Source organism: Pseudooceanicola aestuarii (genome assembly GCF_010614805.1).
In the GTDB taxonomy this organism is placed as follows: Bacteria; Pseudomonadota; Alphaproteobacteria; order Rhodobacterales; family Rhodobacteraceae; genus Pseudooceanicola; species Pseudooceanicola aestuarii.
Genome location: NZ_JAAFZC010000002.1, coordinates 335,509 through 353,422, shown reverse-complemented (window position 1 = coordinate 353,422; position 17,914 = coordinate 335,509). Strand labels below are relative to the sequence as shown.

The following is a 17,914-nucleotide window of genomic DNA, read 5'->3' as shown; positions in this document are numbered from 1 at the left end:
TGCAAAAGCATGGCGGCGGCAGCGACCAGCCAAAGCGTGCACCAGGTCCCCGGCAAGACCGGCTGGATGATGATGAAGGTGATCGAGATCACCCCAAGCGGCACGATCATGATGCCGAAGATCGGCACTAGGCCACCGACTCATAAATGACCAGCGGTGTTTGAGTTTTACTGATTCACTCTTCAAAAAAGAGGAGAGCATCATGGCCCAACGTCGCTATGAACTGACCGATTTCGAGTGGTCGATCATCGAGCCGCTTCTGCCGAACAAGCCGCGCGGCGTGGCGCGCGTCGATGACCGGCGGGTGCTGAACTGATGCGGTGGATGCCCCCACCAACGGCATCTCATATGCCATGATGGTTCCATTGGAACCGAACAGAGGGCACACCGATGACGACGCGTTTCAGCATGTTGGCGATCGACCTTGCGAAGGGTAGCTTCCAGGTCTGCGCCGTCGGGCCGGATGCTGAACGGGTTCTGGTCGATCAGCTGCATGTCCATCAGCACCTCGCCGACCGCACGGCGCAAGAACAGTGAAGGCTGTTCGTAGATTCCCTGATGACGGCGGGAGCGCTCCTGGCTTATGTCGAGCAGGACCTTCGTCGCCTCGTAGGCGAGGGCGGTCCAGTCTTCATCAGCCTCGTCGAGCGCGATCCCGAGGTGCGCGGCGACATGGTGTAGCGGGCGCTGCGCGACCTGCCGGTCGCCGAGGTAAATCGCCTGCCGCAAGGTCGTCTGCAGCGCCTCTTCACGCCGAAGATCCTGGGCGGCGGCCTCCGGACTGCGGGGAGCGGCCACGGCGCGCATACGCTCGAAGGCCTCGATCTCGAACCGAGCGAGGCTCTCCAGCATCCGGCCCTGAATTTCGGGCGCAATCGCCATCATCGTCTCCGCGTCTGCGGCGAAGACCAGGTCGCTCATTTCGGTCAGGCGGCGGGCCAGGATCTTCGCGTCGCGGAGGATTTGGTTGCGAAGCGAGAGGCACAAAAAAGCTTTCTTGGGCCTCGTCGTGTTTTCTTCTTCCGGCAGGTCGGGCCAGGGCGCGCCCCGGTCCCGTAGGGACCGGGGTAGGCGTCTGCGCCAGAAGTAGCCGGCGCGACGGATCTCGAGGTGGGGCGGCAAGCTCCGATTCCGGGGCATGACAATGCCCTCCTGTGCACACGTTGTGCACCGCCCTGTGCACTGATTTGTGCACCTCGTCGTCGAGCTTCGATTCCGAAGCGGGAAATCGCAATGATTTCAGAGGGTAGCTGAGATTTTGGCTCCGGCGGTAGGGGCCCCTCCGCGCAACCAAGTCCCTTTGATTCCAAAGGAATTTCCGACGCGGCGGTGCACCGGCTCCGGACGGACTCCAAGATGTGCCCGGAGTCGTGGCGTACTACGGGCACCAAATCAAGCACCAGAATTCAGCCGTTGCATGTTCGGCGGCGCTTAGGCGCGAGGCGTCGAGTTCAGAATCTGCGCATATGCGGCCCAGTCGATCGCAGGGACGGTTCCCATGGACTGAAGCTTTGAGAGAAGCCGGAACAGGAAGTAGACCAGAGCTCCGTCTCGAGGGGTGACGTTCACGCCGCCGTCGAAGTCGTCGAAAGCTCCATGCTCAAGTGCGCAGCCGCAGTTCAGAGCTTCGTCGCCAGAAGTCGGCAAATTGCCTGAGAAACTCTTCCCGAGGCCATCAGTCCAGCTGGAGCGGGCTGCGACGATCCCGGCCAAGATCGGAAATGGCTCCTTAGGTGCAAATTTCCCGCCAGCATGCGCGATCGATACAGATGTCCGGTGAAGCTTCCGAACCGAGGCGGCCTTCTGGCCGGCATATTTCAGGTAATCTTTGTCGAAATGAGGTTTAGCCTCGAACACCGCGTAGACGGCTTCAGCGGGAATATAGTGGTGGCTTTGCTGGTCGAGCAAGGTAGGAGTGAAATGCTTGTCATAGATGACCATGTCAATTTGGTCGCTACGCGCGCCTTGGCTATCGATGACAAACCCGCTGGCCACTTCGTATCGCTTCGGCAAATAGGCCCGGAAGACAGAGATCCAGTGATCTTCGTTTACACTTCCAGTCGTTGGGGCATGACCGATGGATGAGGATGCCAGTTTCAGATCGAGGACCAGCTTCTCTTGAACTCCCATGAAGGCACTGCGCAACCATGCAGTGTCGGACGAGACTTTCTCGCTCTTGGTCATGACGCTTCTTCCTGAAAGGGGGGCGTGGGCTGAATGCCTCGCGCAATTTCGACGGCCCTCGCTCCACGAACGGGCTGGCTGGGATAGGCATCAAGGACGATGGCAGGAAGCAATCGTTGCGTGATGTCTGAGAACGTGAAGCCGTAGTCGCGACCGTCCTGGTGACCTGTCGCTTCTACAAGAGCATTCAGATCTGTCTGTGACAGCCCCAGAGGTTGAAGTCGGAGGCCGAGGACGAACCGCCTCTGCTCAGCATCAGGGCGAGCGAAGGCCATGATCTCCGCAGCCCGCCTCTTCACGGCTGGGTCGAGGGCGTTGAGGCGGTTCGTGCACATGATCACGGCCGCCGGCACTCGTGCACTGGCCAGACGATCAATGCCGCGGATGAAAGCATTTACCCCGGCGCGATCTTCGTGGTGCATTTGCGCCGCTTCCCTCGACTGCGCGAGAGCATCGGCTTCGTCTACGAGCAGGATGACTGCTCCACGGTTGCGCCCGGAGCTCGCTTTCAGCTTCTGGGCTTCGGCCATTGTGTGGTCAAAAGCGGAGGAGATCAGCTGAGTCATCTCGCCGACACGTCCCTGGCCGCGGCTGGAGAGGCTCAATGGGAAGAGGTTGATATCGATGTCTTCCTGCCGCGCAACAGCATCACCGATGGTTTCTGCGAGTTCGGTCTTACCGGAGCCGACGTCTCCCGCGAGAACTACGAGCGGCGGGCGTCGGAGGACCGTGTCGAGCAAGGCATCAGCACCCGGGTGATGCTTCTGAGCCCATTTCGCTAAGCCGGCGGGGTTTACCAGCAGGCCCAGAATCTTTGTGAGCCTCGACTTATGTGCATCCAGTCCGACCAGACGCGCAAGGCGCCCCTGCTGATCGGGGTCGGGGTAGGAAATTACCCGGTCGAAGAGCTCCGCCGGAGGTGCCATCATGGTCATCCGAAACTCCTCACAGTGGTTCGATCGAGAGCATGTCCGCCCGCGGAGTAGGTTTTGTCAGAGCTGAAATACCCCGAGACGCCGGGCTCATTGCCAGCTGTCCGCGAAAAAGGCAGGGTTGCCTTGAACCGTTTCTTCTCATCCTCGGTCAGCTGGTCCCACGCGGTGCTGTAAGTCAGGAAGCTATGGAAGCTGGCGCCAGAGACATCCTTGCCAGGACGGATTTTGCCAGGATCATCATCGGCCGCAGAAGCTCCCATGAGATCGCGGGCGGTATAGCGGATAGTGGGCTCGATCCAGTTGTCGCCGCGCTTGAAGCCGTAGGTGACGGTTCCGAGGTAACCCGCCTTCAGTAGCGCCGTGACCTCAACCTCGTGCTCGTCGATGTCCGAAGATAAGGGAAGGCCGTAGAACCGCTGCATCCGCAGCAGATCGGTCGCCACCTTGGCTGCCATGTGTTTGGCGTGTGTGAGAGTGAAAGTGGTGCTCGAGGAAATCGTCGTGCTGAAAGAAGACATGTCGGGGCCTCACACCTGGAACTGGGGACCGAAGACCTTCTGCCAGTAGGCAACGGTCTCCTGTTTCGTGGGCGCCCGTAGAGCTGAGTCGATCGCGTCGCCGGCATCGAGAGCTGCCTCGACGATGGCATCAGCTTGTCCGCTGTCGTAGAGGCGGGCGACGTTATTTTCCTGATTCACCGGATCGATGATCTGGATGGGGTCGGAGGTGCTCGGGACGCTGGAGGGAGCGTAGTAGTCCGAAAAGACGATGCGTTCCCTCATGTCGCTGTTCGCGATGTAGGTGAAGAATGCCTGAAGGGCGTCCGGATAATCCGAGAAGTCCACGCCATCATCGGAGAGCTTCGACATGATCATCTCGATCATGAACGACTTGAAGCGGAAGCCGTCCTGCTCGCTCTTCATCCGCCGTGCCCAGAATTTGGCCAGACGAACCACTTGAGCGTAGTCCTTGTCATGGCGCTTCTTCCGGACGGACGCGAACTCGAGGTGACGCGGGATACTGGTGCGCAGAAAACTTCCGTCCTCCTGGCTGACAAGGTTCCCATACCAGTTCGGATCGCCATCGTAGAGGATCGGCACCACGTCGACATCCAGGCCGGTGCCCCGAAAAGAAACGGTCACGCAGTAGGTCTGCGGTTGCACCTGATCAGGACTGAAATTCGGGAACGCCTTCCGAAGTTTCTCTGCAAGGTAGTCGAGAAGAGCCTGGGTATCTTCCGGTGCGTCCGCGCCACTCACGTAGCAAGCCACGTCGATATCGTTCAGGGTGCGAAGCGCGGTGCCCTTCGCCAGGCTACCGGACAGCAGCATCTTCTTCAGCGAGAAATCTGGATGATCCCGAAGGTAGCCTTCAAGCTTGTCGCGCAGGCGTTTCGCCTGAGCACGGTATTCCTTGGCCTTGTCCGATGGAAGGTTCACCCGGTCCTGCGCGAATGCCGCGATTTCTCGATGATCAACGTGCTGGCGACTCATCCAAACTCCGATTTGCTGCTAAACGGCACAACATGATGTGTGTATTGGCAATGCTACTCGCAAGGGGTGTCCGCTCTCCGACATGATCTTTTTCTTGCGTCGCGGCTCCCAAGCGCTGAGGGCGCTCGCCTTCTTTCAGTCGGTGTCGAGCATCACGCTGCGGGCGCGGTCCGAAAAAGGTGAGATTCCTTTCGCAACTGCGGTAGCGGCGATGGTACGGAAGAGCAGCCACAGGATTTCGACCATGAGAGCCCATAGATGGACGAAGATCAGGTGGATGTTGTGGCCGAAGCTGCAGAGCGCCGTGCGGAGGGCATTGCCAAGCGATCCCTTCAGCAGGCTGCGGGCGAGCCGGCCGTCGGTTTTCACGCGTCCGATAGCGGGCTCAATTGCGCTGCGGTGCCGGAGGTCGCGCTTCAGCGCCGGGGTCATCCCGCAACCTTGTCGCGCATGAAACGGACTGCGTAGTGCCGGGGACAAGGACGAGCGCGGACCCCACCGCTCATGCGCATCAAAGCCCTCGAAAAGCCTACATTTTTCTGCAACAACTTGGCTAAGATGCGACCGATGGGGCGGGGCAAGAGAAAAGGCTGATGGACGTATTTTCACTTAACCAGAAATCGATCGAGCGATATGAGAATTTCTCCCGCTCCTTTGCAAATATTCGATCGGAAGATCTCCAGGCAGCAATCGATAAGGCCTACAATGAGCGCCGATACGTCCGCGAGCCGCTCATAAGTCTGAATCCCCGGTTTAGACCTGGTGCGTCAGTGGATGAGAGAGCTGCTGACGGTACAGTCCTTCCGGATACAGCCAAGGTCTTTCGCCGCAAAGATGGCAGCCCCATCGATCTCTACGTCCACCAGGACCTGGCGCTTGGCATGGCGCAGTCCGGAAAGGGCTTCGTCGTCACCACCGGAACGGGTTCAGGCAAGTCGCTCTGTTTCTTTATTCCATTGATCGACGCTGCCATTCGGGCGCGTGCGGCGGGAGAGAAGCGTCGCACCCGCGCAATCATCATTTATCCGATGAACGCACTCGCGAATTCTCAGCTCGAGGAAATCAACGGTTTTCTGCGTGACTCCGGTCTGGGCGATCCTCCTGTCGTCGAGAGATACACCGGTCAAGAATCTGAAGCTGACCGGGAGAGGATCGCCGCAAATCCCCCCGATATTCTGCTTACCAACTTCATGATGCTGGAACTGCTGCTCACCCGCGCCGATCGAAAAGGGCGCCAGGTCCTGGCGAACGCTCGCGGCCTCGATTGGCTCGTTCTCGACGAGCTACACACCTATCGCGGGCGCCAGGGTGCCGACGTAGCGATGCTGGTTCGTCGTCTGCGAGATCGACTGTCGCCGGACCACCTTCGGTGCATCGGAACGTCCGCCACCATGGCCTCTTCGGATGCAGTCGCGGAAGACCCGGCAACAGTTGTGGCGAATACAGCGACGATGATCTTCGGTGACCGAATTGAACCTGAGGCCGTGATTGGCGAGACCCTGGTCCGGGCCACCGAAGGACATGTGGATCGAGCTGACTTGAAGAAGTCCATATGCACGCCGCTTGCGAATTTGTCGGATGACCGCCTGAAGACCGAACCGATCATCGTCTGGGCCGAAACTCGCATTGGCTTGACGGACGATCCGATACCGCAACGCCGCAAGCCCCGCACCCTCAGTGAGGCGGCATCCCAACTCGCGGAAGAGTCAGGCGAGCCGGTGCTCGAGTGCGTCGCCGCGCTTGAGCGCGCGCTTTCCGTTGCCTCGATGCCCGAGACCCTGCGGCAAGGCTCATCGGATCGCGGCTTCCTGGCCTACAAGCTTCACCAGTATCTGTCCGGTCCGGACAGTCTGTATGCGACCTTGGGTCCGGAGCATGGACGGACGATCCGGTTCGACAAGCAGAAAACCGACCCGAAGGCAGAAGCGCGGCTGTTCGAGGTTCGTTTCTGCCGGAAGTGCGGGCAGGACTATCACCCTGTCCGCGCGTTTCTGGATGGTGCCGGACGTCGATACGTCCCTCGCTCGATCGACGAGGAACCGCTCGACGATGATGACGAGACAGGCTTTCTATGTCGCGCGGAAGGGCTGCCCTTTGAGGGAGATCAGGATCTTCCGTCGTCCTGGCTCGAGGAAACGGCAAACGGATCGACCCGTATCAAGAAAACCTATCGCGAACGCGTTCCATTCCAGGTTTCAGTAGATTCCCAAGGTGTCGAAGGCTCCGGCATCGATATGTGGTTCATGAAGGGAAAATTCACGCTGTGTCTGCGCTGCGGAGACACGCCGCCGGGGCAAGGTCGGGATCGCAACAGGCTGTCGGGCCTCTCCGCCGAAGGTCGCTCCTCGGCGACAACGATACTTAACTCAGTAGCACTCGAGGAAATGGAAGCTGCGGAAGCCGGCCGCGGCAAGCTTCTGACCTTTACCGACAACCGCCAAGACGCGGCCTTGCAGGCAGGTCATTTCAACGACCACGTCTTCGTCACGAAGCTGCGCGCAGCCGTATTTGCGGCCGTTCGCGACGCTGGCAGCGGCGGGTTGGCCGGTCGCGATTTCGGAGACGCTGTCCGGAGGGCTCTGGGTTATGCTTGGTCGAACGAAGACAGTCACGAAGAATGGCTGCGGGATGATGTGCGTGGACGCAAAGCGACTGAGGCTGAGGTGCTGCTATCGCGGATCATCGCCCATCGCGTCTGGACGGATCAGCGCCGCGGCTGGCGCTTTACGAACCCCAATCTGGAGGACCTCGAACTTGTTCGGGTCGAATACGCGATGCTTTCGGAACTGGCCGAGGATGACGCCATCTTCGCCGGCGCTCCCGAGGTGTTGCGCGATACGACGTCTGATATCCGCTTGAAGGCATTGCGGATCCTTCTGGAACACATGCGAACCGGCCTCGCAATTGATGTAGAAGCTCTGGACCGGCAACGCTTCGAGGAGATTGCCGAGGAGTCGCGACGCTACCTCCAAGCGCCCTGGGCCATCCATGAGAAAGAACGCCCAAGGGAAGCCGCGTGGCTGATGCTCGAAGGCACATCGCGTGCAAACATCTCGCTTCGGGATGAAGGCATCGTGCTTCGCGGCAGCGCCCAGTCGGCTCTGGGCAAGGCCCTCGTCGATGAACGCCTCTGGGGTCGTCGGCTGCGGCGGGGTGAGGTGACCGAAGTCATCGAAGCGCTTCTCCAGGCGACGGCCCATGACGACTACGCCTATGTCCGGGCTCAGCGAACGCCCTTTGGCCCCATGGGCTGGAAACTTGACCCCGGCGCCCTGAAGCTCTGCGCCGCGAGAGAGCCCGTGGCCGAAGAAGGCGAAAAAGCTCCGCCGAACCCCTATTTTCGCGAACTCTACACAAGGGTTGCCGACAACATGTTGGCCAGGCGCGCACCGCTGCGGGGCCTGGAGGCAAGGGAACACACCGCACAGGTGGACAAGGACCTCCGGCAGCACCGGGAGCGCCGGTTCCGTTTCGAAGAAGACGACCGGAAGCAAATGCAGGAGATGCCGCATGACAACGAAACCTCCCGGCGTCTTCCCCTGCTAATTTGCTCGCCAACAATGGAGCTCGGGGTCGACATCTCCACACTCGAACATGTGCACCTTAGAAACGTGCCGCCGACGCCGGCCAACTACACGCAGCGGGCAGGGCGTGCAGGCCGCGCTGGACAGGCGGCGCTGATCACGACCTATTGCGCCGCACAGAGCCCCCATGATCAGTATTATTTCGCTGATCCAGGCCAGATGGTCGCGGGAACGGTGCAGCCGCCGCTTCTCGATCTCGGCAATGAGGAACTCGTCGTATCCCACTGTCACGCCATCTGGCTGGCGGAATCCGGAGTGGAACTTGCACCGGCGATCGCCGAAGTGCTGGACCTCACTCAAGGAGACGGCAAGTATCCACTCCGAGATGAAGTAGCGGCAGCTCTATCAGTCCCCGAACTCGCCCCTCGTGCGGCAGAGCGCATGGTGGCTGTCCTCAGCCAGATTGCCGGTCGACCCTTCGGACATGACCTCGCAGAAAGCACCGCGCGCGATGCCTTCGAGAGATTCGACCGGGCTTTCGACTCGTGGAGACGGCGGTTGAGCGCCGCCGAAGACCAGAGAGATCGCGGCTACCGGTTGTCGAAGAGCACCCAGGCAAGCGCCGAGGAACGACGGCAAGGGGACCGATCTTATAACAGCGCACGACGGCAGATCGAATTGCTCAAAAGCGGCAAGGATTCAAACTCCTCGGACTTCTTCACCTACCGCTATCTGGCAACGGAAGGCTTCTTGCCTGGATACAATTTTCCCCGCCTGCCGCTCACGGCTTTCGTTCCCGGTGCCGAACGACGTGGCCGTGGCGATTTCCTCTCGAGGGCGCGTTTCCTGGCAATTTCCGAGTTCGGGCCGGGGAGCATGATCTATCACGAAGGGCAGTCGTTCCGCGTGACGCGCGCCATGCTACCTCCACAAGTGCGCGCTGGCGACGGAGTCGGCCTCAACACCGATGTATTGCTTCTCTGCCCAAACTGCGGCTCGATCCAGGGTTCGGATGCTCCCGAGCGCTGTGATGCATGTGGGGCCGGACTGGCCGATCCTATCCGCCTCGACGGCGCATTTCGCGTCGAGAATGTCGAGGCCGCTCCGGCGGAACGAATTTCCGCCAATGACGAGGAGCGCCAGCGCCAGGGCTTCGATATTCAGACCGCTTTTGCGTTCCAGGGCGAACCACAAAGGGTTCGGTTGCGCGATGGTGAAGGGAAAGACCTGGCAGCGATCTCCTACGGACCGCGCACCCGTATTGCCAGGATCAACAAGGGACTGCGGCGACGTCGAGACAAGGACCTCTACGGTTTCAAGATCGGAACCCATAGTGGTCGCTGGCGCGGTTCGGCAGGCGGTGATGATACCGACCCGGATTTACGCCCCAGCGCCGAGCCCGAGCAGACGGTCCTGCCGATGGTGGAGGATCGCAAGAATGCCATGCTTCTGGTTCCCTCGCGTCACTTGGAGGTCGAGGACGTCGCAACCTTGCAGAGCGCCCTTGCCCGAGGCCTCGAGCGAGTTTTCCGTCTTGAGGAAGGTGAAATTGCCGTGGATCCCGTTCCGGATCGGGATGCGCGCAACGGGCTTCTATTCTACGAGGCGTCCGAAGGTGGCGCGGGTGTGCTGTCGCGGATCTCGCGCCAGGAGGACCTGCAAGCGGTGGTCCGCGCCAGTCTCGAGATCATGCACCTGGAAGAGACTGACGGCGAATGGCGTGACCGCGACGACGCCCCCTGCGTCGAGGGCTGCTATCGCTGCATCCTTACATATTTCAACCAGCCTGATCATGAGTTGATCGACCGGAGGCGGAGCGAGGTCCGGCGTTTGTTGGCTGACCTTCTATCGGCCAAGGTCGAGGTGGTCGCGCCGATTGAAAAGACGAGTCCAGTTCGCACACCGGCCTCGGAAGGGCCGTGGGCAAACGCGGCGCGCAGGTGGGGAATCGTACCGCCGGACGTGGACCCCATTGCACGGGGCGGCAAGGTCGCGCAGGCGTCGTGGAGCAAGTTCTACACCGCCGTGACCGAGGACGCAGGCCTTTCCGCCGAGCTGTCGAACGAAGGTTACATTATCCTCGGAGCGGCCGCGCCGCCCGATGAGATGCCGGAAGAACTCGCGCATATCGACAAGGTGACTTCATGACTTCGGCTACCAGCGCCCTTACAAGCCCAGGCAGCCTGATCCGTGCACGCGGCAGGGAATGGGTCGTCCTGCCCGGATCGGGACCCGACCGCCTGCGCCTGCGACCGCTATCGGGCACGGAGAGCGATTCCACGGTAGTTCTGCCGGCACTCGAGTCGGTTCCGCCCGAGCCGGCAATCTTCAAGGCGCCGGACGCATCGCGTATGGGCACTTCCTCGGAAGCGCGCTTGCTGTCGGACGCGTTGCGCCTCAGCCTTCGCCGCGGCGCGGGCCCGTTCCGCTCCTCCGGTCGGATCGCGTTCGAGCCGCGATCCTATCAGCTGGTCCCGTTGATCATGGCGCTGCGCCTCGACCCGATCCGGCTGCTGATCGCCGACGATGTGGGCAATGGTAAGACCATCGAGGCCGGCCTAATCCTCCGGGAGATGTGGGACCGAGGCGAGGCAACGCGAGCCTGCGTGCTGTGTCCGCCGCACCTGGTCGAGCAATGGGTCGATGAACTGCGCGAAAAATTCGATCTGCATGCGACCGCCGTGACCGCCACGACTGCGCCACGTCTCGAACGCGGGCTCGCATTGGACGAGAGTCCTTTCGACGCCCATCCGGTCACCGTTGTCAGCCTGGACTACATTAAGGCCGACCGCCGCCGGGCTGACTTCGCAAGGTCCTGCCCGAATTTCGTTATCGTGGACGAGGCGCATGCCTGTGTCGGCGGCGGACGCGGCACAACCCAGAGGCAGGTCCTGTTGAACGGTCTCGCAAAGGACCCGAACCGTCACATGGTTCTGCTCACCGCGACGCCGCATTCCGGTGACGCGGAAGCTTTCGACGACATTCTGGCTTTGCTTCGCCCGGACTTCTCTCATGGCGCCTTGTCCCGAGCTCGGGAAGAGCTCGCCCAGCATTTTGTCCAGAGGCGACGTATCGATGTCAGGGAAGAAGGCTGGGAAGTTCCCGGCGCGAAGCGGACCTTTCCCAAGCATGATGTCGGCGAGAGGGCGTTTCAGTTGACGCCCTCACACCTGGCGTTCCACGAGGCCGTCTTGGCGTGGTGCACCGAGCGCGCCGCGAAATCCGGACATGATGCGCGCCGGCGGCGGCTGGCGATCTGGGCTACCCTGGCCCTGATGCGATGTGTCGGTTCCTCGCCGGCCGCTGCGATTGCCACGCTGGAGGCCCGGCGCGGCCCGATCGACGATTCTGATCTGGAAGCCGCGATCTTTGACGAGGATGAGGGCCAGCTGACGGATGACGATCTGGAACCGGGGACAGCGGCAGAAGACATGGCTGGCCTCGACGACCTTCTGCGGATGGCACGAGATCTCGAAGCCAGACCTCAGGAGGACGCCAAGCTGTCACTCCTCAAGCGCGAACTGGCGGAGCTCTGTTCTCAGGGCCATCAGCCTGTCGTGTTCTGCCGCTACATTGCCACAGCCGAGGCCGTGGCCGGCGCGCTCAGGAAAGATAAGTCCTTCAAGGACCGGACGATCGAGGTCGTCACCGGCCGGCTTCCAGGCACGGAGCGGAGGGTCCGCGTCGAAGGCATGGCGGACGCGGAGCGTCGAATACTCGTTGCAACCGATTGCCTGTCAGAAGGTATCAACCTCCAGACCCTATTCGATGCTGTCGTGCACTACGATCTGTCGTGGAATCCGACGCGGCACCAACAGCGCGAAGGCCGGGTCGATCGGTTCGGGCAGCCGGCCGATCAGGTGCGCTCCTTGACGATCTATGGCAGCAACTCGGCCATAGACGGGGCCGTACTCGACGTCATCCTGAGAAAGGCTGCGGCCATCCGGAAAGCCACGAATGTCTCGGTCAGCATGCTGGATGATCGAGGGACGGTGTCCGAGGCGCTGATGCATGCACTGGTATTGAAGTCCGGCGCAGCCTCGGGTCGTCAGGGCGACCTGTTTCGCGACCTCGATCCCGCGGCCGATCTCGAACGACTCTGGCGCGATGCGGAGGAGAACGAAAAGGCATCCCGGGCACGCTTTGCGCAAAGACGCCTGAAGCCCGAAGAAGTGATACCGGAATGGCAGCGCGTGCGCGACCTTTTGGGCGATACCGAGGATGTTCGGCGGTTCGTACGCCGTGCCCTGGACCGGGTCGGCATCACGTTCGACGGAAAATCCGTCCCGGTCGATGCGCTACCCGAAATGGTGCGCGAAGCTCTCTCCTCGCGGGGCATCCAAGGGCGAACCCGAGTTTCGTTCGACCCTGTCGCCCAGCCAGGAGTCGAGGTGTTGCATCGCACGCATCCCATAGTCGCAACGCTGTCCGACGCCCTATCCGAAGGAGCCCTGGAGGACGCCCCGGACGCTCTATCGCGATCCGGCGCCTGGATCAGCCGAGCTGCTACCATGATGCGAACGCTGGCTCTTCTCAGGGTCCGCCATCGCATCCGACGCGCTTCGGCCGCATCAGATGACTTCCTACTGGCTGAAGAGATTGTGCCAGTTCTCTGGGAAGGCACGGCCGCGGGCCACGCCGCCATCGGCCTCGATGCGCTGAAGGTGCTCGACGAGGAGGTCGGCGCGACCTTGCCCGAGCCGGTGCGGAGAACCCAGGTGCTGCGGGCCCGTGCCCGTATCGATGACTCGGACGCCCTCACCGCAATCGCTCAGTCTCGCGCCGAAACGTTGACTGCGGATCACGACCGTCTGCGTGTTGCCTCCTCCACCCGGGGTCGCACGATTGTCGAGCCAGTGCTGCCGCCGGACCTCATTGCCCTCCACGTAATCTTGCCGGAGGCCAGATGATGCGCCACGAGACGATGCACCGCCCCGTCGAGATTGGCGCCGGCCTGATCCTGGAAGGAGGGCTGATCCCGTCAGATATGATCGCAAAGATCGCCCGCGGACAGGCCGCCGAACAGGCGGCGACAGACTATGGTGTGCCGAAGGGACTTACCCTCAACGACGAAATCGAGCGGGCTTTTCGCATGGCCTGCGCGGCCAATGATGAGCCGTCGGCCGACGCTACCGCCCAGGTCCGTGCGGTGCTTCGAGCCTTCGGATTCGACGACTTGAAGACCGGGCCACTGATGGCGGGCGATCGCCACTTTCCGGTCGACCTGTTGACAGGGGATGGCCGTGTCCCGGTGGTCATCGCGCCGGAAGGGGGGCTCGACCGCGCGCGGCATGAGGGCGGGCCGGCCGGGCGGTTCCGCTCGCCCGCGCTGCTCCTGCAGGACGCGCTCAACGCCTCGGATGACGCACTCTGGGGGCTCGTCATCGACGGCAAGCGTATCCGGCTCATGCGCGACTCCGTGCGCCTCGGCCGTCCGGCGTTCCTCGAGGCAGACCTTGGCGCGATCGTCGATACCGACGATCTCGGCGCCTTTGCCGGTCTCTGGCGGTTGATCCACCGAACCCGCTTCGGACGCGGCGAGGCCGGGGAAGGCCCGCTGGAACGCTGGAGCAAAGTCGCCGCCGAGCAAGGCGTTGCCGCCCGTGACAGGCTGCGTGACGGCGTCGAGGCGGCGCTTCGAGCTCTCGGAGCCGGTGCACTGGCGGACCCCGCCACCCGAGCCCGGATCGAGGCCGAGGAAAACCCGGCCGAGGCGCTCCATGCCGAAGCTCTGCGCGTGGTCTACCGGTTGATTTTCGTGCTCACTACCGAGGATCGCAACCTTCTGCACACTCCCGACGCCACCGATGAGGCGCGTGAGACATACGCCGAGGGCTACGCCCTCTCGCGCCTCGCCCTGCGTGCCCGTAGGCGGGCCAGTCGCGATAGGCACCACGACGCATGGGAAGGGGTCAAGGTCCTGTTCCGTGCGCTCCAGAAAGGCGAGCCGCTCCTGGGCCTTCCCGCCCTCGGTGGCCTGTTCAGAGAAGGTCTGACGCCGATCCTCGACACGGCTACTCTGCCCAACCCCCATTTCCTCGACGCGCTGTTCCACCTCGCTTGGATTCGGGACGGCTACGCGCTGGCACGGATCAACTGGCGTGACATGCAGACCGAGGAACTGGGATCGGTCTATGAATCTCTCCTCGAACTCGTGCCGCGTCTCGCAGAGAACCATACTCTGCTCGACTATGCGGGCGGGGCAGAGACACGGGGCAATCAGCGCAAGACCACCGGATCCTACTACACGCCCGACAGCCTGGTGCAGACGCTGCTCGACAGCGCGCTCGACCCAGTGATCGCCGACCGCCGCCGCGGCATTGGCACGCCGAATGGCGAGACCGGCGCGGACGGCATTCTGACCATGACCGTCTGCGACCCGGCCTGCGGCTCGGGACACTTCCTGCTCGCCGCCGCGCGCCGCATCGCGGACGCAGTGGCCAGGACACGGGCAGAGGCCGAGGGCGAGACCTTCGACCCTCCTGCATTCCGCCATGCCCTGCGCGAAGTTGTGGCGCGCTGCATTTTCGGGGTGGATCGCAACGATTTCGCCGTCGAACTCGCCCGTGTCGCGCTCTGGATCGAAAGCGTGGAGCCTGGGCGGCCCCTGGGCTTTCTCGACGCCAACATCCGGCATGGTGATGCATTGCTGGGACTGTCGGACCTCACCATGCTGACCGAGGGAATTCCGGATGCGGCCTACAAGGCACTGACCGGGGACGACAAGGGCATCGCCTCGGACCTGCGCAAGCGCAACAAGGCAGAGCGCGAGGGGCAGGGCGATCTGGGTCTCGATGGTCCCGGCGGGCTCCCGCCCGCGCTGGTGGCCTTCGACGAGCGGCTCCATGCCGCCAGCCAAGACACGCTGGAGGAGGTCGAGCGGCTTCGCGCCAGCTTCGAGGCGCGCGGTGCGGATGCCGAGCGACGGCGGGTGCGGCGGGCGGCGGATGCCTGGGTGGCGGCGTTCCTGCTGCCGAAGAAGCCGAATGTGCAGGTGCCGACCACGGCGGATATCGGTCGCATACTGACTCGCGAAGGCGACCCGGTGCTGGTGCAAGGCGTCGCTGACACCGCGGCCGAAGCGCATGTGCTGCACTGGCCGATCGCGTTCCCGGCGATCTGGGCGCGCGGCGGCTTCGACGTGTTGCTGGGCAATCCGCCATGGGAGCGGATTAAGCTACAGGAACAGGAATTCTTCGCATCCCGTGCGCCCGATATCGCCGAAGCCCCGAACGCCGCGGCGCGGGGACGGATGATCAAGGCGCTGGCAGAGGCTGAGCCAGGCACACCCGAGCAGCAGCTTCACGCCGCATTCTGGCACGCCAAGCGGACGGCCGAGGCGGCGAGCGAGTTTGCCAGGGCCGAGGGCGGGCGCTATCCGCTGACCGGACGGGGCGACGTGAACACCTATGCGCTGTTCGCCGAGCATTTCGCACGGTCGGTGAACCGGCATGGCCGGGCCGGGGTGATCGTGCCCACAGGGATTGCCACTGACGCAACCACAGCCCCGTTTTTCGGGTGGCTGGTGGAAGAGCGGAGGTTGGCGCGGCTGGTGGACTTCGAGAACTCGGCGCCGATTTTCCCCGGTGTTCACCGCAGCTTCAAGTTTGCCCTGCTGACCCTTGGCCATGACGAGGACGAGGCGCGCTTTGCCTTCTTCCTGACCGATCCCTTGCAACTCGCGCATCGCGAACGTTCCTTCGTTCTTACGCCAGAGCAGATCGCCCGCATCAACCCGAACACCAAGACTGCGCCGGTTTTCCGCTCCCGCCACGACGCCGAGTTGACGGCGAAGATCTACGACGCCGCGCCTGTTCTGATCGAAGAGGGGCGGACCGACGGAAATCCGTGGAGCTTCGACTACGCCACGAAGTTGTTCGACATGTCCGATGATTCTGGCCTGTTTTGTTCCTCCTCGCAGCTGGAAGATGAAGGATGGCGGCGCGACGGCACCTACTGGACCCGCCCCCGCACCCACGCTCCTCGGCCAGCGGCGGCTCGGCCTGCACAGGCCGCCATGGACTTGGACGGTAGCGATACTCGCTCCCTGCCGCTCGCCCAGGCTGAAGATCGGATGGTGCCGCTCTACGAAGCGAAGATGATCCACCAGTTGGATCACCGCTGGGCCACCTATGACGGCGAAAGCGCTCGCGATGCTACGCCGCTGGAAAAGGCAGACCCGGGCTGGGAGCCGATGCCCCGCTATTGGGTGACCGAGATGGAGGTAGAAAGACGGCTGAAGGCAAAAGGCTGGCCTCGTCGATGGCTGATGGGATGGAGAGACATTGCTCGCTCGACCGACGAACGCACATTGATCGCGTCTTTGGTGCCGCGCACCGCAGTTGGACACACACTCCGCCTAATGGCTGTCGCAAGCAAGTCCGGCGAAGTTTGCGGTTTTCTTGGTTCATCACAGGCTTTGGTCTTGGATTACGTAGCGCGACAGAAGATTGGTGGCACTCACTTCACCGTCGACAACTGGCGGCAGCTTCCTATCTTCGCGCCCACCTTCTACACACCCGAGCGCCTTGCTTTCGTCACCCCTCGCGTCCTCGAACTTACCTACACCTCCCGCGCGCTGGCACCCTTCGCACGCGACCTCGGCCATGACGGCCCGCCCTTCGCCTGGGACGAGGAGCGCCGCGCGCTCCTCCGCGCCGAGCTCGACGCCTTCTACGCCCGCGCCTACGGCCTGACCCGGGACGAGCTGCGCTACATCCTCGACCCAGCCAGTGTGATGGGCGCCGACTACCCCTCGGAAACCTTCCGGGTGCTGAAGCAGAAGGAAGAGCGGCTCTACGGCGAATACCGCACCGAACGGTTGGTGCTCGAGGCCTGGGACCGGCTTTCGGCCGACTGGAGCGCCGTGGGCCTCGGCGAGGACGTGTGAGCTTCGACCTCGCCCCCTCCGGCCCGGCGCGCCTCATGCTGCAGAAGGCAGGCTACGATGGCGGCTGGACGCTGCAACCCGAGGGCACGATCCCCGCTGCGCTCGACGATCCGCCCTGGATGACGCTCCGCTCGCAGAACGCTCCCGGCCTGATTGCCCTCGCCATCGCGCCTCCCGGCTACGCACTGCGCACCACTCCCCGCGTTCTACGCCGGCTGGCCGAGGAGGAGCTGGGCACTCTCGAGGCCGACCATCTGCGGTTCGAGACGCTCGCCGAGCTACGTGCCGCCTGCCTGCGCGCCTGGCACCTGTTTCGCGCCCTGCCGGATGCCCCCGAGACCGCATTCGAGGCCGAGTTGAAACGGGAAGGGCAGTCCTGGTCCGGTCCGGACTCCCAAGACCTCGACCCCAACCGCGCCACCACCCGCGGGGCCCAGGTCCGCCTCCGGGTCGGCCAGAAAACCTTCCGCGCCGCTCTCGACGACTATTGGGGTGGCCGCTGCCCGCTGACTGGCATCACGGACCGCGCCCTGCTGCGCGCCAGCCACATCGTCCCCTGGGCCGAGTGCAAGAGTGACGGCCAGCGCCTCGACGTCTTCAACGGCCTGCTGCTGGCCGCCCACTGGGACGCCGCATTCGACGCCTTCCTGGTCAGCTTCGACGGAGAGGGCCGGGCGGTTCCGTCACCCAAGTTGTCGGAGGCCGCCGCAAGGGCCTTGGGTGTGACCTCCGCGCCGCGCATTGCCTTGGCCGCTGACCACGCTGCACCAATGGCGTGGCACCGCGAGAAGATGGACGAGATCGCCATTCGAGATTGAGGGGCCGGCCACCTGCCGAACTATCAGCCTCTTATCGAGCGCTTGGTCGCTCTGGAGAGCAGGCCTGGCT

The 17,914-nt window shown here is 62.9% G+C and carries 10 protein-coding genes and 1 pseudogene; 6 read left to right on the top strand and 5 right to left on the bottom strand.

Going from position 1 to position 17,914, the window contains the following annotated elements; all coding sequences use genetic code 11:
- Positions 1–9: 9 nt before the first annotated feature.
- Positions 10–150, top strand: a complete 141-nt coding sequence (locus G5A46_RS14610) for a hypothetical protein (protein ID WP_163850523.1) — start codon at positions 10–12, stop codon at positions 148–150.
- Between the two features lie 52 nt (positions 151–202).
- Positions 203–313: pseudogene (locus G5A46_RS14605) on the top strand (IS5/IS1182 family transposase); the annotation flags it as partial.
- A 1,118-nt stretch (positions 314–1,431) separates the two neighbouring features.
- On the opposite strand, the gene G5A46_RS14600 reads toward G5A46_RS14605, so the two are convergent.
- From G5A46_RS14600 to G5A46_RS19940, 5 genes are all read right to left on the bottom strand, one after another.
- Positions 1,432–2,184 carry a DUF6602 domain-containing protein gene (locus tag G5A46_RS14600; RefSeq protein ID WP_163850521.1) on the bottom strand — a complete coding sequence of 251 codons (753 nt, stop codon included), beginning with the start codon at positions 2,182–2,184 and terminating at the stop codon, positions 1,432–1,434.
- Positions 2,181–3,119 carry an AAA family ATPase gene (locus tag G5A46_RS14595; protein WP_239520943.1) on the bottom strand — a complete coding sequence of 313 codons (939 nt, stop codon included), beginning with the start codon at positions 3,117–3,119 and terminating at the stop codon, positions 2,181–2,183. The genes G5A46_RS14600 and G5A46_RS14595 overlap by 4 nt, the downstream gene beginning before the upstream one ends.
- Positions 3,116–3,637, bottom strand: a complete 522-nt coding sequence (locus G5A46_RS14590) for an HORMA-1 domain-containing protein (protein WP_163850519.1) — start codon at positions 3,635–3,637, stop codon at positions 3,116–3,118. Before G5A46_RS14590 ends, G5A46_RS14595 begins: the two co-directional genes overlap by 4 nt.
- Before the next feature lie 9 nt (positions 3,638–3,646).
- Positions 3,647–4,612 carry a CBASS oligonucleotide cyclase gene (locus G5A46_RS14585; protein ID WP_163850517.1) on the bottom strand — a complete coding sequence of 322 codons (966 nt, stop codon included), beginning with the start codon at positions 4,610–4,612 and terminating at the stop codon, positions 3,647–3,649.
- 135 nt (positions 4,613–4,747) lie between these two features.
- The gene (locus G5A46_RS19940) at positions 4,748–5,044 is read right to left on the bottom strand and encodes a hypothetical protein (protein ID WP_163850515.1); all 297 of its coding nucleotides are present in this window, start codon (positions 5,042–5,044) and stop codon (positions 4,748–4,750) included.
- Positions 5,045–5,205: 161 nt separating this feature from the next.
- Here G5A46_RS19940 and G5A46_RS14575 point away from each other — a divergent pair, with 161 nt between their 5' ends.
- Genes G5A46_RS14575 through G5A46_RS14560 form a run of 4 tightly spaced genes read left to right on the top strand, consistent with a single transcriptional unit; the run spans position 5,206 to position 17,844 of the window.
- The gene (locus G5A46_RS14575) at positions 5,206–10,284 is read left to right on the top strand and encodes a DEAD/DEAH box helicase (protein ID WP_163850513.1); all 5,079 of its coding nucleotides are present in this window, start codon (positions 5,206–5,208) and stop codon (positions 10,282–10,284) included.
- Positions 10,281–13,046 (top strand): DEAD/DEAH box helicase, encoded by a 2,766-nt coding sequence (locus G5A46_RS14570; protein WP_163850511.1) that lies wholly within the window; start codon positions 10,281–10,283, stop codon positions 13,044–13,046. The genes G5A46_RS14575 and G5A46_RS14570 overlap by 4 nt, the downstream gene beginning before the upstream one ends.
- On the top strand, positions 13,043–17,026 hold the full coding sequence (locus G5A46_RS14565) for an Eco57I restriction-modification methylase domain-containing protein (protein WP_239520942.1): 3,984 nt from the start codon (positions 13,043–13,045) through the stop codon (positions 17,024–17,026). Before G5A46_RS14570 ends, G5A46_RS14565 begins: the two co-directional genes overlap by 4 nt.
- Positions 17,023–17,844 (top strand): HNH endonuclease, encoded by an 822-nt coding sequence (locus G5A46_RS14560; RefSeq protein WP_239520937.1) that lies wholly within the window; start codon positions 17,023–17,025, stop codon positions 17,842–17,844. Before G5A46_RS14565 ends, G5A46_RS14560 begins: the two co-directional genes overlap by 4 nt.
- The last annotated feature ends 70 nt before the right edge of the window (positions 17,845–17,914 follow it).

What these genes read in the sequence shown, in the direction of transcription:
- G5A46_RS14610 (WP_163850523.1), top strand. Translation starts at nt 10, where the DNA reads ATGGCGGCGGCAGCGACCAGCCAAAGCGTGCACCAGGTCCCCGGCAAG.
- G5A46_RS14590 (WP_163850519.1), bottom strand. Translation starts at nt 3,637, where the DNA reads ATGTCTTCTTTCAGCACGACGATTTCCTCGAGCACCACTTTCACTCTC.
- G5A46_RS14600 (WP_163850521.1), bottom strand. Translation starts at nt 2,184, where the DNA reads ATGACCAAGAGCGAGAAAGTCTCGTCCGACACTGCATGGTTGCGCAGT.
- G5A46_RS14595 (WP_239520943.1), bottom strand. Translation starts at nt 3,119, where the DNA reads ATGACCATGATGGCACCTCCGGCGGAGCTCTTCGACCGGGTAATTTCC.
- G5A46_RS14585 (WP_163850517.1), bottom strand. Translation starts at nt 4,612, where the DNA reads ATGAGTCGCCAGCACGTTGATCATCGAGAAATCGCGGCATTCGCGCAG.
- G5A46_RS14565 (WP_239520942.1), top strand. Translation starts at nt 13,043, where the DNA reads ATGATGCGCCACGAGACGATGCACCGCCCCGTCGAGATTGGCGCCGGC.
- G5A46_RS14570 (WP_163850511.1), top strand. Translation starts at nt 10,281, where the DNA reads ATGACTTCGGCTACCAGCGCCCTTACAAGCCCAGGCAGCCTGATCCGT.
- G5A46_RS14575 (WP_163850513.1), top strand. Translation starts at nt 5,206, where the DNA reads ATGGACGTATTTTCACTTAACCAGAAATCGATCGAGCGATATGAGAAT.
- G5A46_RS19940 (WP_163850515.1), bottom strand. Translation starts at nt 5,044, where the DNA reads ATGACCCCGGCGCTGAAGCGCGACCTCCGGCACCGCAGCGCAATTGAG.